18 protein-coding genes are annotated in these 13,855 nt (G+C 64.5%); 9 read left to right on the forward strand and 9 right to left on the reverse strand.

Going from position 1 to position 13,855, the window contains the following annotated elements; genetic code table 11:
• The first annotated feature begins 15 nt into the window (after positions 1-15).
• The 4 genes from LGM71_RS05575 to LGM71_RS05590 all read left to right on the forward strand — a co-directional run bounded on the left by LGM71_RS05575 (position 16) and on the right by LGM71_RS05590 (position 2,372).
• A complete protein-coding gene (locus tag LGM71_RS05575) occupies positions 16-1,116 on the forward strand; it encodes an NAD(P)H-dependent flavin oxidoreductase (RefSeq protein ID WP_226114201.1) in 1,101 nt (366 codons plus the stop codon).
• 168 nt (positions 1,117-1,284) lie between these two features.
• Positions 1,285-1,656: a GFA family protein gene (locus tag LGM71_RS05580; RefSeq protein WP_059606833.1), complete on the forward strand. Its 372-nt coding sequence runs from the start codon at positions 1,285-1,287 to the stop codon at positions 1,654-1,656.
• Complete coding sequence (locus LGM71_RS05585; RefSeq protein WP_170296424.1) at positions 1,653-1,796, forward strand: hypothetical protein; 144 nt, start codon at positions 1,653-1,655, stop codon at positions 1,794-1,796. The genes LGM71_RS05580 and LGM71_RS05585 overlap by 4 nt, the downstream gene beginning before the upstream one ends.
• A 120-nt stretch (positions 1,797-1,916) precedes the next feature.
• A complete protein-coding gene (locus tag LGM71_RS05590; RefSeq protein WP_226114202.1) occupies positions 1,917-2,372 on the forward strand; it encodes a MarR family winged helix-turn-helix transcriptional regulator in 456 nt (151 codons plus the stop codon).
• Between the two features lie 111 nt (positions 2,373-2,483).
• On the opposite strand, the gene LGM71_RS05595 is transcribed toward LGM71_RS05590, so the two are convergent.
• The 5 genes from LGM71_RS05595 to LGM71_RS05615 all read right to left on the reverse strand — a co-directional run bounded on the left by LGM71_RS05595 (position 2,484) and on the right by LGM71_RS05615 (position 5,330).
• On the reverse strand, positions 2,484-3,227 hold the full coding sequence (locus LGM71_RS05595; RefSeq protein ID WP_226114203.1) for a GNAT family N-acetyltransferase: 744 nt from the start codon (positions 3,225-3,227) through the stop codon (positions 2,484-2,486).
• Between the two features lie 149 nt (positions 3,228-3,376).
• A complete protein-coding gene (locus LGM71_RS05600; RefSeq protein ID WP_226114204.1) occupies positions 3,377-3,706 on the reverse strand; it encodes a DUF4148 domain-containing protein in 330 nt (109 codons plus the stop codon).
• Between the two features lie 72 nt (positions 3,707-3,778).
• Positions 3,779-4,105 (reverse strand): DUF4148 domain-containing protein, encoded by a 327-nt coding sequence (locus LGM71_RS05605; RefSeq protein WP_226114254.1) that lies wholly within the window; start codon positions 4,103-4,105, stop codon positions 3,779-3,781.
• A 66-nt stretch (positions 4,106-4,171) separates the two neighbouring features.
• Positions 4,172-4,591: an organic hydroperoxide resistance protein gene (locus LGM71_RS05610; protein ID WP_124626258.1), complete on the reverse strand. Its 420-nt coding sequence runs from the start codon at positions 4,589-4,591 to the stop codon at positions 4,172-4,174.
• A gap of 274 nt (positions 4,592-4,865) precedes the next feature.
• Positions 4,866-5,330: a RidA family protein gene (locus tag LGM71_RS05615; RefSeq protein ID WP_124902414.1), complete on the reverse strand. Its 465-nt coding sequence runs from the start codon at positions 5,328-5,330 to the stop codon at positions 4,866-4,868.
• Between the two features lie 354 nt (positions 5,331-5,684).
• Between LGM71_RS05615 and LGM71_RS05620 the strand changes: the two genes are divergently transcribed.
• A complete protein-coding gene (locus LGM71_RS05620; protein WP_124626262.1) occupies positions 5,685-6,617 on the forward strand; it encodes a LysR family transcriptional regulator in 933 nt (310 codons plus the stop codon).
• Between the two features lie 112 nt (positions 6,618-6,729).
• On the opposite strand, the gene LGM71_RS05625 is transcribed toward LGM71_RS05620, so the two are convergent.
• On the reverse strand, positions 6,730-7,443 hold the full coding sequence (locus LGM71_RS05625; protein ID WP_124626264.1) for an SDR family NAD(P)-dependent oxidoreductase: 714 nt from the start codon (positions 7,441-7,443) through the stop codon (positions 6,730-6,732).
• Between the two features lie 776 nt (positions 7,444-8,219).
• On the opposite strand from LGM71_RS05625, the gene LGM71_RS33260 reads away from it, so the two are divergent.
• Positions 8,220-8,879 carry a HEAT repeat domain-containing protein gene (locus tag LGM71_RS33260; RefSeq protein ID WP_226114205.1) on the forward strand — a complete coding sequence of 220 codons (660 nt, stop codon included), beginning with the start codon at positions 8,220-8,222 and terminating at the stop codon, positions 8,877-8,879.
• 344 nt (positions 8,880-9,223) lie between these two features.
• Here LGM71_RS33260 and LGM71_RS05635 read toward each other — a convergent pair whose 3' ends face one another.
• Positions 9,224-9,712 (reverse strand): aminoacyl-tRNA deacylase, encoded by a 489-nt coding sequence (locus tag LGM71_RS05635; protein ID WP_044848239.1) that lies wholly within the window; start codon positions 9,710-9,712, stop codon positions 9,224-9,226.
• A 456-nt stretch (positions 9,713-10,168) separates the two neighbouring features.
• Here LGM71_RS05635 and LGM71_RS05640 point away from each other — a divergent pair, with 456 nt between their 5' ends.
• Positions 10,169-10,456: a YciI-like protein gene (locus tag LGM71_RS05640; protein WP_059606847.1), complete on the forward strand. Its 288-nt coding sequence runs from the start codon at positions 10,169-10,171 to the stop codon at positions 10,454-10,456.
• A 12-nt stretch (positions 10,457-10,468) separates the two neighbouring features.
• Here the strand turns inward: LGM71_RS05640 and corA are convergent, their stop codons facing one another.
• A complete protein-coding gene (gene corA, locus LGM71_RS05645; RefSeq protein ID WP_124629433.1) occupies positions 10,469-11,446 on the reverse strand; it encodes a magnesium/cobalt transporter CorA in 978 nt (325 codons plus the stop codon).
• Between the two features lie 179 nt (positions 11,447-11,625).
• On the opposite strand from corA, the gene cydX reads away from it, so the two are divergent.
• Both cydX and LGM71_RS05655 read left to right on the forward strand, forming a co-directional pair.
• Positions 11,626-11,772: a cytochrome bd-I oxidase subunit CydX gene (cydX, locus tag LGM71_RS05650; RefSeq protein WP_082729050.1), complete on the forward strand. Its 147-nt coding sequence runs from the start codon at positions 11,626-11,628 to the stop codon at positions 11,770-11,772.
• Positions 11,769-12,386 carry an AAA family ATPase gene (locus tag LGM71_RS05655; protein WP_124902411.1) on the forward strand — a complete coding sequence of 206 codons (618 nt, stop codon included), beginning with the start codon at positions 11,769-11,771 and terminating at the stop codon, positions 12,384-12,386. The genes cydX and LGM71_RS05655 overlap by 4 nt, the downstream gene beginning before the upstream one ends.
• A 119-nt stretch (positions 12,387-12,505) precedes the next feature.
• On the opposite strand, the gene LGM71_RS05660 is transcribed toward LGM71_RS05655, so the two are convergent.
• Positions 12,506-13,606 carry a saccharopine dehydrogenase family protein gene (locus LGM71_RS05660; RefSeq protein ID WP_040144221.1) on the reverse strand — a complete coding sequence of 367 codons (1,101 nt, stop codon included), beginning with the start codon at positions 13,604-13,606 and terminating at the stop codon, positions 12,506-12,508.
• Positions 13,607-13,855: the final 249 nt, after the last annotated feature.

Genomic DNA, 13,855 nt, shown 5'->3' on the forward strand with positions numbered 1-13,855 from the left:
GCAGGAGGCAACGACATGAATCGACCGACCGAAAACCGGACGCTGTTGCGCACGCTCGGCATCCGCACCCCGATCATCCAGGCGCCGATGGCCGGCGTCAGCACGCCCGCGCTGGCGGCCGCCGTGTCGAATGCGGGCGGGCTCGGCTCGCTGGGCGTCGGCGCGACGAACGCCGACGGCGCGCGCACGATGATCCGCGACACGCGCGCGCTCACCGACCGGCCGTTCAACATCAATCTGTTCTGCCACCGGCCGGCCCGCGCCGACGCAGCCGTCGAACGCGCGTGGCTCGACTGGCTCGCACCCGCGTTCCGCGAACAGGGCGCGACGACGCCGGCGTCGTTGTCGGAGATCTACACGAGCTTCGTCGCGGACGATGCGATGCTCGCGATGCTGGTCGAAGAAAAACCGGCGGTCGTCAGCTTTCATTTCGGGTTGCCGTCCGATGAGGCCATCGCCGTGCTGAAGCGCGCGGGCATCACGCTGTTCGCGTCCGCGACGAATCCCGACGAAGCCCGGCAGATCGCCGCGGCCGGTATCGACGCGATCGTTGCGCAGGGTATCGAGGCCGGCGGGCACCGTGGCATATTCGACTCGACGCCGCACGACGACCGGCTCGGCACATTCGCCCTGACGCGACTGCTGGTGCGCGAATGTGCGTTGCCGGTGATCGCCGCCGGCGGCATCATGGACGGCGACGGCATCGCCGCGGCGCTCGCGCTCGGTGCGCAGGCCGCGCAGCTCGGCACCGCCTTCGTCGCGTGCCCGGAGACGTCGATCGACGACGGTTATCGCCGAGCGATCCTCGGCGACGCAGCGCGCCGCACGACATTGACGACCGCGATCTCCGGACGGATCGCGCGCGGCATCGCGAACCGGCTGACCGCGCTCGGCGACGATCCGCACGCACCGGCCACGCCCGCCTATCCGATCGCATACGACGCGGGCAAGGCACTGCATGCGGCTGCGAAGGCGAACGGCGAGTTCGGCTACGGCGCGCAATGGGCCGGGCAGGCGGCGCCGCTCGTCCGGTCGCTGCCGGCGACCGAACTGTTCGCGACGCTCGAGCGCGAGACACGGGCGGCCATCGCACGGCTACAGCACGCGCTGGACTGATTTCGCGGCCGCACGCGGTGCGCCGGCGTTCGGCGAATGCGCCGCAATGCGAATGGCCGGGTACAGAATTGCAACGTTCTGTATCCGCCCGCGGCGTGGATACAGCGTGATACACGGCGTCGGCGAAGGCCCGTTATAAAGCGGACATGACTTCTTGAGGAGCACGACATGTCTGCTACATGGTTCAACGGATCCTGCCACTGCGGCGCCGTGAAATTCCAAGTCCGGACCGCGCTTGCGCCGGCGGCTCGCTGCAACTGCAGCCTCTGCCGCCGTCGCGGCGCGCTGATGAGCCCGATGTTCGCCGCGGCCGACCTGAAGATCGTCGAAGGCGAGGGCGCGCTGACGCTCTACCGCTTCAATACGCACACGGCCCGTCACTATTTCTGCAGCCGCTGCGGCGTCTATCCGTTCCATCAGACGCGCAAGGATCCCGCGTGCTGGCGCGTCAATCTCGGCTGCCTCGACGGCGTCGATCCGTATGCGCTCGATGCGACCGTCGCCGACGGCGCAAGCCTTTCCGTCGTGGAGGACGCATGAAGCGCTGGCTGATGATCCTGCTGTTCGCCACGGGCGGCCTCGCGACCGAGATCGCGCACCCGGTGCAGTGTTCGCTTCTGTCGATCAGCCGCCAGCGGACCGGCGACCGACGGGGTCGGAACGACAGCGGACGAGATTGAGCAGGCGCCGCGGGTGTCGCATCGTGTTGATCGGAAGCGATAATCATGCCTCCGATAAGATCGCACGCGATATATAATGCGTTCGTCTGCGACACAAACCGCTGTCGCTGGAGAACGCTCATGAAACCGACCGAAGCACAATCGCCCGCCACGCCGAAGCTGTCCGAGTTCCTGTGTTTTGCGATCTACTCGACGAATCTCGCGTTCGGCAAGGCATACAAACCGATCCTCGAAGAGCTCGGCCTCACGTACACGCAATACATCACGATCATCGCGCTGTGGGAGGAGGGCAACCAGACGGTCGGACAGCTCGGCGAAAAGCTGTTCCTCGAATCGAACACGCTGACGCCGATCCTGAAGAAGCTCGAGGCGATGGGCTATCTGGAGCGGCACCGCGATCCGTCGGACGAGCGCCAGGTACTCGTGAGCCTGACGAAAAGCGGCCGCCGCGTGCGCGAGAAGGGGCTCGACATGAACCTGGTCGAAGCCACCGGCCTGAAACCCGACGAATTCGCGAAGATGCAGAAGGCCATCGTCACGCTGCGCGGCAACCTGATCCATTCGATCAACGAATAGACGATCGAACGCAGGCTCGATGTCGAGCCTGCGATGCGATTGCCGCCGGCTCCCTCCGCCATTTCAGTACATTTTCCGCAGTCGGGCCCGAGGCACCGCCGCGACCGGTCCTTATGGCCGGCGCGCCGGCTGGCCCGTCCCGGTCTCCTCGCGCCCCAGCACCAGCAAATGCATGTCGCGACGCGTCGCGAAGCCGAGTGCGCGATAGCGCTCGATCGCACCGTGATTCGACGTGAGCACGTGCAGGAAAGGCGTTTCCGCCCGCGCGCGGATGGTCGCGACCAGCGACCGGATCAGTCCGGCCGCGAGGCCTTGGCCCCGGAAAGCCGCATCCACGCACACGGCGCTGATCTCCGCGTGACCGCCGGCCCTCAGCCGCTGACCGGCCATCGCCACGAGCCGGCCTTGCCGGCGGACACCGATGTAGCCGCCGAATTCGACCGTGCGCGTGCCGAACGGGCCTGGTTCCGTCGCCGCGATCAATTCGAGCATCTCCGGCACGTCGGCTTCGGTGAGCCGGACATGCTCCAGAGCAGGCGCGCCGTCGAGCGTTCCCTGCCAGATCATCTGATGCAGCATCGCCCGCCAGACCACGGAAAAGCCGGGCGGCGTCGGGATCTCGTCCGGCGTGACGAGTGCCGCAGGTCCATGGGCGTCGATCAGTCCACGCAGCGCGTCGAACGCGGTCGGGCTGCGGTCGGCCATGCCCGCAAACGGTGCGAGCGCAGGAGGAAATCGACGCGCAAGCATGTCGCCGAGGGCGAAACGATGCTGCTCCCCGGTAAGCGCATGCCATACGGCATTGTCGAGCGGATGCGATCCGCTTCCTTCCTGCTCCGTCGTTCCTTCCCGCATCGCCTGCTCCTTGATCGAAGGCCGTTCGTCGCACAGCATAGACGCGATCGCCCGGGGCAGGTTGCGGACAAACGGACAAGCAAAAGCGCATGCGATTCAATCGCATGCGCTTTATTTGGCGGACGGTGTCGTCGATTTCGTCGCGACGCTCAACGACCGAAATAGATCGAGCGCGCGGCCGTGCGAATCGCCATGCGACTGCCGGATTGCGTCGCACCGTCGGCGTTGTTGCCGTAACCGGCCGCCTGGGTGTCGGCCGCCGTTGCATCGTTGTCGCGCACCCGCTTCAGCGCTGCCCGCAGGTTGTCCGGATAGTTGGGATCGTTCGGGCGATTCGGCAGATAACCGGCCTGCTGGAGCGCGGCCAGTTCCGCCCGCACTTGCGCACGCGTCACGGTGCTTTCGGTTGCGAAGGCCGGAGCGGCAACGGAAGCCGACACGGCGACGAGCAGGGCTGCAATCAGTTGGGTCTTCATCATTTATCTCGACAGAAAAGAGTAATCGGAATGTGAACGCGGCGCGCCGGCAATCGGCGTCGATCGCGACTTCGTTCAATGGCCGAAGTAGATCGAGCGCTCGGCGATGCGCGTGACAGGACTGCTGCCCGATTGCGTGACGGCTGCGGCGTCGGCGCCATAACCGGACGTCGCCGTATCGGCTGCGACTGTGTCGTTCGCGTGGATACGCGTCAGCGCCGCCTGCAGGTCGTCCGGGTAGTGCGGATCGTTCGTGCGCCCCGGCACATAGCCGGCCTGCTGCAGCTGGACGAGTTCGGCACGCACTTGTGCACGCGTCACAACGGCATCACGGGCAAAAGCCGGCACGGCAGCAGCAGCGGACACGGCAACGAGAAGGGCAGCGATCAGTTGGGTTTTCATCATTCACCTCGACAAGAAAATGGCAGGGCATTCGGGAAGGCAGCACGTGGCCGCCCGGGGCATTGCTCAGACGATGCGGATCTCGACGTCGATGTTGCCGCGCGTCGCCTTCGAGTACGGGCAGGTCTGGTGTGCGGTGTCGACAATGTGCTGCACGACGTCACGATCGAGCCCCGGCACGCTCACGTTCAGGCGAGCCTGCAGGAAGTACGCGTTGCCACCCGTGCCCAGGTCCACTTCGGCATCGACCGCGAGATCGGCAGGCAGCGTGACCTTCGCCGCGCGCGCCGCGAGCTGCATCGCGCCGATGAAGCAGGCCGACCAGCCGGCCGCGAACAGTTGTTCCGGATTCGTGCCGGTACCGGCACTGCCCGGCGACGACAGCTGGATGTCGAGGCGGCCGTCGGAACTGCGAGCCGCGCCGTCGCGGCCGCCGGAAGTCGTATGCGTCTTGCCCGTGTACAGCACTTTTTCGATCTTGCTCATCGTTCACTCCGTCAGGTAGGAAGGTTGTTGTCTGATGCGATTAAATCGCATGCGATGCAGTTTGATCGAGGCGACCGGTCACGTCAAGCGCATTCGATTAACTCGCATGCGATATTTTGTATTGCAATGTATCGGGATCGTGTCGAGCCTTGCCGGACAAGGCCATTCGATGATGGATCCCTTATATTGAAAAGACGACTCGGATCGAAACTTTCAGCGGTGGCAGGGCAGATGGCCGCCGGATTCGCGGCCGCCCGGGGTTGCGGCAACCCGGTCATGCCGAGCGGATTTCAGCGATCACGACCAGGACCACCGTCGCGTCGGCCGGCAACTGACGGTGGGAAAAGGCCGAGCGCGCGTGTCCGGCCTTGTTGCCCAGCACCTTGGCGAACAGGTCGGAGGCGCCGTCGATCACGGCCGGCTGACCGTGGAAGCCGTCGGCCGACGCGACGTGCCCCTCGACACGCACGATGTGATGCAGGCGGTCGAACCCGCCGAGGTGCTTTCTGATCTGCGCGAGCACGTTCAATGCCGCGAGCTGCGCCGCGTGCCGACCGTCATCGACATCCCGTTGTTCGCCGACGCGGCCCGTATAAGCCACCTTGCCGTCGACGAGCGGCAATTGCCCGGAAATGAACAACAGGTTGCCGGCCTCACTGACGGCCGTGTAGCTGCCGAGCGGTTGCGGCGGTTCGGGTAGCGTGAAGCCCAGTTCGGCCAGCTTCTGTTCGATCATCATGGCATTCTCCTTCGGGGATCGTTGATGAGTTGGCCGCGGTGTGGAGCGCAACTCGCCACGGCCTCTGTCGATCACTCTAGTGACGCGGTAGGGGCCGGTAAATATCGTTCGCGCAATTGACTCGACACACGGTGTAACGAATCGCCCGCGGTGCAACGCGGCGCGAACGCGTAACTCCGGTATCGCCGATCCGCTGGTTTCCCAGCGGGGATTCATGCACACTCGGTGCTTCGGCGTCCCGCCACGGAACAACCAGCGCTGGCGGGCCGGAAGCGTGATGCCTCGTTGCAGGCGCAAGCCGAATTCGCCGTTTTGCAACCGCTCAAGGCAGCACGAGGAAGCAGGAGCCGCCCCATGCAGAGAAAATTCGATGACCTCCTGCTCGGCAGCATCGAGCTGTTCTGCCTGGCAGCCGAACTCGGCAGCTTCACGCTCGCCGCAACGGCCGCGAGCGTCACGCCGGCTGCGGTGAGCCGGTCGGTCGCGCGGCTCGAGGAGCGACTCGGTGTACGCCTGTTCATACGGACAACGCGCCAGATCCGCCTCACCGATTCCGGGCGGCGCTATTTCGAGCAATGTCGTGATGCGCTGTCGCAGCTCGTCGACGCGGAGCGCGAAGCGACGGGGCAGCAGACAACGCCGGCCGGCGTGCTGCGCATCAGCATGCCGACGCCATACGGACACTATCGCGTGCTGCCGCTGCTGCCCGCGTTTCGCGAGCGATACCCGGACGTACGCGTCGAAACGCATCTCAGCAACCGCAACATCGACTTCGCCGAGGAGGGTTTCGACCTTGCGATCCGCGGCCGCGCGCCAGCGGATTCGAGCCTGGTCGCACGCAAGCTCGAGGACGCCGAACTCGTCGTCGTCGCGACGCCCGGCTACCTGAAGCGCGCCGGCGTACCGCGCACGGCCGACGATCTGCACGCGCACGAATGCATCCAGTTCGAGCTCCCGAGCAGCGGGAGGCCGATTCCATGGCTGTTCAACGACGGAGCAGCGGAAATCGACGTCGCGACGACGGGTGGCTATGGCACGTCGGGCGACGTCCTCGCCGGCGTCAGCCTCGCGCGCAGCGGTGCGGGCCTGTTCCAGACCTATCGCTTCATCGTCGAACGGGATCTGCGGGAAGGCACGCTCACCGAGGTGCTGTCCGCCCAGGGCGGACGATCGAGGCCGTTCATGCTGCTGTATCCGCATGCACGTTATCTGTCGTCGCGCGTGCGCGTCTTCGTCGACTTTCTCGTCGAACATCTCGAACAGGCACCCGGCAGGCGGACTCGCTAGCCGCGGCCAGCCATGCCGGCAACCGGGCAGAGCGGGGCGCGCAAGCCTCGCCTGCGCCGGCATCGGGGTGCCGCGCACCTTGCGCGCCGGCGCATGTTCACGACGTTGCCGCTCAGTGCCCGGCGCTCTGGCCGCCGTCCACGTGCAGGATCTCGCCGGTGACGAATGGCGCGGAATCGAGATACAGGATCGCGCCGACGATGTCGCTCATCTCGCCCATCCGGCCGACCGGATGCAGCGATGCGAGCGTCGCGTGCGTGTCGGGCGCGTGCATCGGCGACTTGATGATGCCCGGCGACACGGCGTTCACGCGGATGCCGGCCTTCGCATATTCGATCGCGAGCGACTTCGTCGCCGCATTGAGCCCGCCTTTCGTCAGCGATGCGAGCACTGACGGTACGTTGCTGTTCGCGTGGTCGACGAGGCTCGTCGTGATGCTGACCACATGACCGCCGCCGTTTCCGTTTCGCTGCATCGCCGCAATCGCGCGCTGCGTGACATGGAAGAAGCCGTCCAGGTTCACGCGTGTGACAGCTGCGTAGTCGTCCGCCGTGTATTGCGTGAACGGCTTCGCGATGAAGATGCCCGCGTTGTTGACGAGCGTGTCGACCCGGCCGAAGCGCTCGATGGCGGCGTCGACCACGCGCCGCGCGACAGCCGGGTCGCCGATGTCGCCCGCGACGGTGACGAGATCCGGATCGTCCGACGGCCCGATCGAACGGGACGTCGCGACCACGCGATGGCCCTGGGCGCGGAATGCGTTGACCGTTTCGGCACCGATGCCTTGCGATGCGCCGGTGACGATGATGACTTTGGAAGTGCTCATGATATGCCTCGACAGGTGACTGGTTTTCGGCTTCAGCGCCGACCGGATTGATGAATCCGATGGACGCAACTCTAGGCGCGCCGGGCCGGAGTTCGAATACCCACCATGGACCAACAGTCTTGCGTCGCGGGAACAAATGCGGGGAAGAGCGGGGACGGACGCAGCGGCGAGGATGCCGGCGGAGATGAGTCGACGCGCCCCCAGTGCGCCGTCATTCACACAGGGGCGACACGCGTCGATCGTTGCAAATTCGAAGGTTTGCGCGGCGAAATGATGTGAATGCCGTATCCCGGATCGTTCGTCACGCGTCGGGCACTTCTGATTTTTATCAAAACTATCCGGATAACTTTTCTTATCACAATAGCTATATTTTTCACCGAAACTCCCGGATGCGAAAACGCGCCTGATCTGACCGTCACACGCTTCGTCGAACGGCTCCCCAAGCGAATCAGGGCAGGGCATGCCGTCGCACGTGGATGCTCGGTGCGCTAACCGGCACTCCGAACACGACCAAAACTGGCACAATCGTGCCCACAGCCGTAGATGCGGCCCGATATCGCCAGACGATTGCCCGACAGCGAACGCCGCCGATCCGCTTGTCCCGGACACTTGCTTCGGCCGGCGCAGCACCTGCACCAACCGCAGGATCGCGCGAGCGCCGCCCAACAGCCGGCGCGGCGAACATGGCGAGCGGGCGGCTCGAAGCATCCGGTTTCGGGCTGCCAGGGCGACGCTCCGCGCCTGATGGCGCAGCTTCACGCCGCGTGAATCGCACGGTGAAGCAAGCCGCAATCAATACAATTTCCATGCACGCGTTGAACACACTGCACGAACAGGTCGAAAAATTCAGGGAATGGGCGGCGCTATACCCGGTCCACCAGCGAAGTACCGACTGGGAATGCGAGTACGGCCATTGGGAAGCCCTGTGGGACGCGTCGCTTGCCGTCGTCGACTCGCTTGCGCCGGACGCCTGGACCGTAACCGCGTGCGCCGATCTGCTTTACGCGATTGCCCGCGACCACGCGCTGGAACACATTTCGAGCATGCTCTGGACGCAACCCGACGCGTTGCTGGCACTTGCGCGCGCCTCGATCGACGCGTCGGAGCCGAACGCCAAATGGCAGTTGGCCGCGCGACTCGGCGGGCAGAGTTCGCATGCCGCAGAGGCCGAAGCACTGCTGTTGCGCCTGGTGAACGACGAGGACGAATACGTGCGCCGGCGTGCCTTGCTTGCGTTGGGCGCGCTGAAGTCCGCTTATGCCGAAACGCTCGCGGAACGCGCATGGCACACCGGACATGAATATCAGCGGATCGCCGCGTTGTGGGTGCTCAAGGACGTCAAATCCGGCAAGCTGGCGCAATACGTGAAGCTGGCCGAGGAAGACGGTCGCGAATACGTCGTCCGGAACGCGCGAGACGTCATGATTACGGGTTGAACGCCGCCGCATCGTGCGCAGCCTGTGGCTGGAACCCGGGAATCCGGTGGTTGGTCGGCAGACCGGCCGCAGAAGCGACATTTCTAAATGGCTGGAACACGACGCGTCTAAAAAGACGCCGCGGATTTTTTGTTGATAACTATGATTATGTCAAATACTAAATTCGCCAGTCGACAGCACTGAGATCCCGATGGGACGCCACCAGAATCCCGCCTCACCGGTCGCTCGCGGCACCGATTTCCGGCGTAAACGCAGCTGCGGCAAAACCGGCGAAACGCAACGTCCCTGACGGCCGTCCGCCAGACGCCGTCTCCAACCACCGCAAACCGCCCGCAACAGGACGATCAGGACAACCACATCCCCTGCATCTTGTGCGAGAAATGCGCGCGCTCGGCCGTCTCCATCAGCGACAGGAATTCGTCCTGCATCATGTGGATCAGCGCTTCGTGGTCGCCGGCCTCGAAATACACTTCCGGCTGCTGCGCGAGATGTTCCTCGAGGAACGTCTTCATCCCGTACGCCATGCACACCGGCGGCAACGCGCCGAGGTCGCAATCCTTGAACAGTTCGCGCAGTTCGATTTCCCTGGCAAGCACGAGATGACGACCGGTCTTGACCCAGAGATCCGACAGCCGCACTGCATGCGACGTCGGCAGCACGGCGGCGACGTAGCCTTCGTCGTCCTCGAGCAGCACGGTTTTCGCGAGGCGATCGCCGGGAATATGCGCCGCGGCGGCCGTCTCCATGCTGGTATGGCTATACGGGTGGTACACGACTTCGTACCGCGATGACTTCTGGCGCAGGCAATCCTGCAGGGTGGCTGATACAGGCATGGCACACCTCGTCTCGACGAATCGGGCGAACGAAGTTCGCTCCGGATTCGTTCAGCATAGGTCGCATTGCGGCCAATGGAAACGCCCTCGCACGACACCCGGACGGACGGCCACGACACCTGGCTTCGGCCCCTTTTCCGGTCGGCGCGGCCGCCCTAGCCGCCCTTGCCGGTATGCGAAATCCGGGCCCGGAATACGCATGGAACATGCCGTCCGGACCCGCCTTTCCTGAAGACAAAACCGGCGATAACCGGTCAAATGCGATAACGCGAATCCATGCGACGGCGGATTCAAACTAGACCGTTAGTTGCATCATTTTAGGGAAGGGCATCGAGACCTGAAAATCATCTTCGTGGTCGCCCGAAATCGGCCGGCCATGCGCCGACAAAGACCGAACCGCGCTCTATACTGAGCCAACCGCCCGCCATCCAGCGGCAACCGATTCCGGGAGCGACCATGCATTACCAGTTGATCTACGAACTCGTCGACGATTACCTGTCCCGGCGCGAGCAGTACCGCGCCGAGCACCTCGCACTCGCGCAGGCGGCAACCGAGCGCGGCGAACTCATGCTCGCCGGCGCATTGCAGGATCCAGCCGACCGGGCCGTGCTCGTCTTCGAAGGCGACTCGCCGGAAGCCGCCGAATCGTTCGCCCGCGCCGATCCGTACGTGCAGCACGGCCTCGTCAAATCCTGGTACGTGCGTCCGTGGCGCGTCGTGGTCGGCAAGCACGCCCCGCGCTAGCAGCGCCCGCGGCTACAGCCACCCCGCCCGCTTGAAGCGCCACCACAACGCGAGATCGGCGGCGACCATCACCCCGATGCAGCCGTAGAAGCCGTACTTGAGGTGCAACTCGGGCATGTTCGCGAAGTTCATCCCGTAGATGCCGGCAATCATCGTCGGTATCGCGAACAGCGCGGCGAACGAACCGAGCCGCTTGGTCACTTCGTTCTCCGCGAGCGAAATCATCCCGAGGTTGACCTGGATCGCGGTCACGACCATCTCGCGCCGCCCTTCGATCGTCTTCACGATCCGCTGCAGGTGGTCGTACACGTCGCGGAAGTAATGCTCCATCCCGCTACAGACCTGCGGAATGCGTCCTCCGGTGAGCTTCGCGAGCGGCTCGATCAGCGGCGCCGTGTGCTGGTGCAGCGTTACGAGCCGGCGTTTCAGCGAATAGAGATCCTCGATGATGACGCGCGACGACGCGGGCGAGGCCTTCGTGAAGATGCGGTCCTCGAGTTCCTCGAGCTCGAGGCCGAGCGTCTCGAGGATCGGGAAATAACGGTCGACGACCTGGTCCATCAGCGCATAGAACACGAACGCCGACCCCTCCTGCAGCAGATGCGGCTCGCGCTCGCAGCGCTTGCGCACGTCGCGGAAGTCCTGCTCGGTATGGTTGCGGATCGACAGCACATAGTTCGGGCCGACGAACACGTTCAGCTCGCCGACCTTGAATTCGCCGTCGTCGTCGAGCTCGACCATATGCAGCACCGCGAACAGCGAGTCGCCGTACTCCTCGATCTTCGGCCGCTGATGCCCCTTGCGGGCATCCTCGAGCGCGAGCTCGTGCAACCCGAATTCCTCGCCCATCAGGTCGATCTCGTCCGGCGTCGGATCCTTCAGCGCGACCCACACGAAACACTCGGGCTTGGACACGTAGTCGCTGATGGCGTCGATATCGATTTCGGCCAGCTTGCGGCCGTCCTGGTATGCAGCACAATTGATCAGCATGTTGTCCGTCTTGTTGCAGTTTTCGCATCAGTTTACCGGTTTGACGCGCGGGCGGCCCGGCTTGCGCGACACGCCGATATTGGTCATGATCGGACTACGTGCGACGCGGCATGCGCACGGCATCGCTTCGACAGACGCACGGCATGGCCGTGCGGCCCAACCGTCAAGGAGACAGACCCATGTGGTATTTCTCGTGGATACTCGGCATCGGCGTGGCGCTCGGCTTCGGCATCATCAATGCGATGTGGCTGGAGGCGGAAGTCTTCTCGCGCGGCGACAAGCGCACCGACGCATCGCGCGCGGATCCGGGGAGCCGGTATTCGTGACGCACCTGGTGTTCTTCTGCGGTCATGCCGGCACCGGCAAGACCACGCTCGCGAAGCGGCTGATCGGGCCGCTGATGCGTGCGACCGGCGAAGCCTTCTGCCTGCTCGACAAGGACACGCTCTACGGCCGCTACAGTTCGGCCGCGATGGGTGCCCTCACCTCCGATCCGAACGATCGTGACAGCCCGCTCTACCTGAAGCACCTGCGCGATCCCGAATACCAGGGCCTGCTCGACACAGCCCGCGAGAACCTCGCGCTCGGCATCGGCGTGCTGGTGGTCGGCCCGCTGTCGCGCGAAGTGCGTGATCGGCGCATCCTCGACCGCACGTGGCTCGGCATCGGGCCGGACGTCGTGCTGACGGTCGTGTGGGTCCATACCGCGGAAGACGTCGCGCACCAGCGAATCGTCGCGCGCGGCAATCCGAACGACGCGTACAAGCTCGCGCACTGGGACGAATACCGGCAACGCCGCTTCGTGCCGACCGGCCACGAATGCGACGGCATCGTGATGTTCGACAACACCGCGCCGTCCGACGCGGACATCGATGCTCTGCTGTACCGCATCGCACCGCCGGCGCCGCAGGCATCGATCCTCCCGCCGCTGCCCGCCTGAGCGGCAGGCATCGCCCTGCTCTTCCCCGCTTCGACACACTTCGACACGCTCAAAAAAACAACGCCGGAAGCGCTGTTGCGCTCCCGGCGTCGCACGGCCCTCGTGCCGGAGACCCGTCGTCAGGCGACTTCGTGCACGCGCTCCATCGTGCCGCCTTCGTACAGCTTGCCGAAGCGGTTCGCGAGGAACGCCTTCAGCGACACCTTTTCTTGCGGGATGAAACCGCTCTGCGGCAGCTTCTTCTCGCGGAACAGATCCAGCACCGCGCACATCGCGCCGGCCGTCGTGATCTGGATCGCGCTCATGTGCATCCCGCACACGTCCTTCGCGAAAATCTTGCGCGTGAACACGTCCTGCACGAGCTGACCGTCCTTCACGCCCGTCACCGTGACGAACACGAGCACGACGTCCTGCTTCGTCGACGGCACTGCGCGGCGCATGATCGACTTCAGCGTGTCGCGGTCGCTCGACAGGCGCAGGTCCTCGAGCAGGAACTGCACGAGTTCGCGGTGACCCGGATAGCGCACCGACTTGTAGTCGAGCGTCTCGACCTTGCCCGACAGCGTCTCGCACAGCGTGCCCAGACCGCCCGACGTGTTGAACGCTTCGTATTCGGTACCGTCGAGCGAGAAATGCTCGAGGCCTTCGAGCGGCTGCACCCACTGCTTGCGGCCGTCACGGATCGCTTCGCACGGCTGGCAGTATTCGTTGATCAGGCCGTCGACGCTCCACGTCAGGTTGTACTTGAGCGCGTTGGTCGGATACTCGGGCAGCGCGCCGACGCGCATCTTCACGTCGCGCACTTCGCTGAAGCCGTTCACGAGCTCGTGTGCGGCGATGCCGATGAAGCCCGGCGCGAGGCCGCACTGCGGCATGAACGCGCGGTCCGAACCATCCGCCAGTTCGCGGATCGCGTGGGTCGCGCGCACGTCTTCGGTCAGGTCGAAGTAATGGACGCCGGCAGCCTTGGCCGCCGCGGCGACGTTGACCGCAAGGTAGTACGGCAGCGCGTTGACGAGCGCATCGAAGCCCTTCACGGCTTCACGGATCGCATTGGCGTCGGCCGAATCGACACGCTGCGTCGCGATGCCTTCACGCGACAGCTTGGCGAGCGCATCCGCGTCGCGATCGAACGCGACCACTTCGTAGTCGCCCGTTTCACGCAGCATGTGAGCAATGGTGTGACCGATCAGACCTGCGCCGACGATGGCGATTTTCATGCGCTTATCTCCTGATGATGAGTTTGGTGTTGGTGTACGGCGTCGAGCCATGAACACAGTTTAGGGACGCGCAAAATCAGTTCCAAGACGAAGAATGATGCGAAACGACCGTTTAATTCGACGATATGACGACGCATTTCGTCACAACGACCAAATCGTCTAAAAATCACATATATGACGCGCTGCAAACGGACCGCGATGGACGCGTTTGGACGGGCACGAAGGATCATGCAAGGCGGAAGATGCGTA

Origin of the sequence: Burkholderia sp. AU33545, assembly GCF_020419685.1 — a bacterium.
Classification (GTDB): domain Bacteria; phylum Pseudomonadota; class Gammaproteobacteria; order Burkholderiales; family Burkholderiaceae; genus Burkholderia; species Burkholderia diffusa.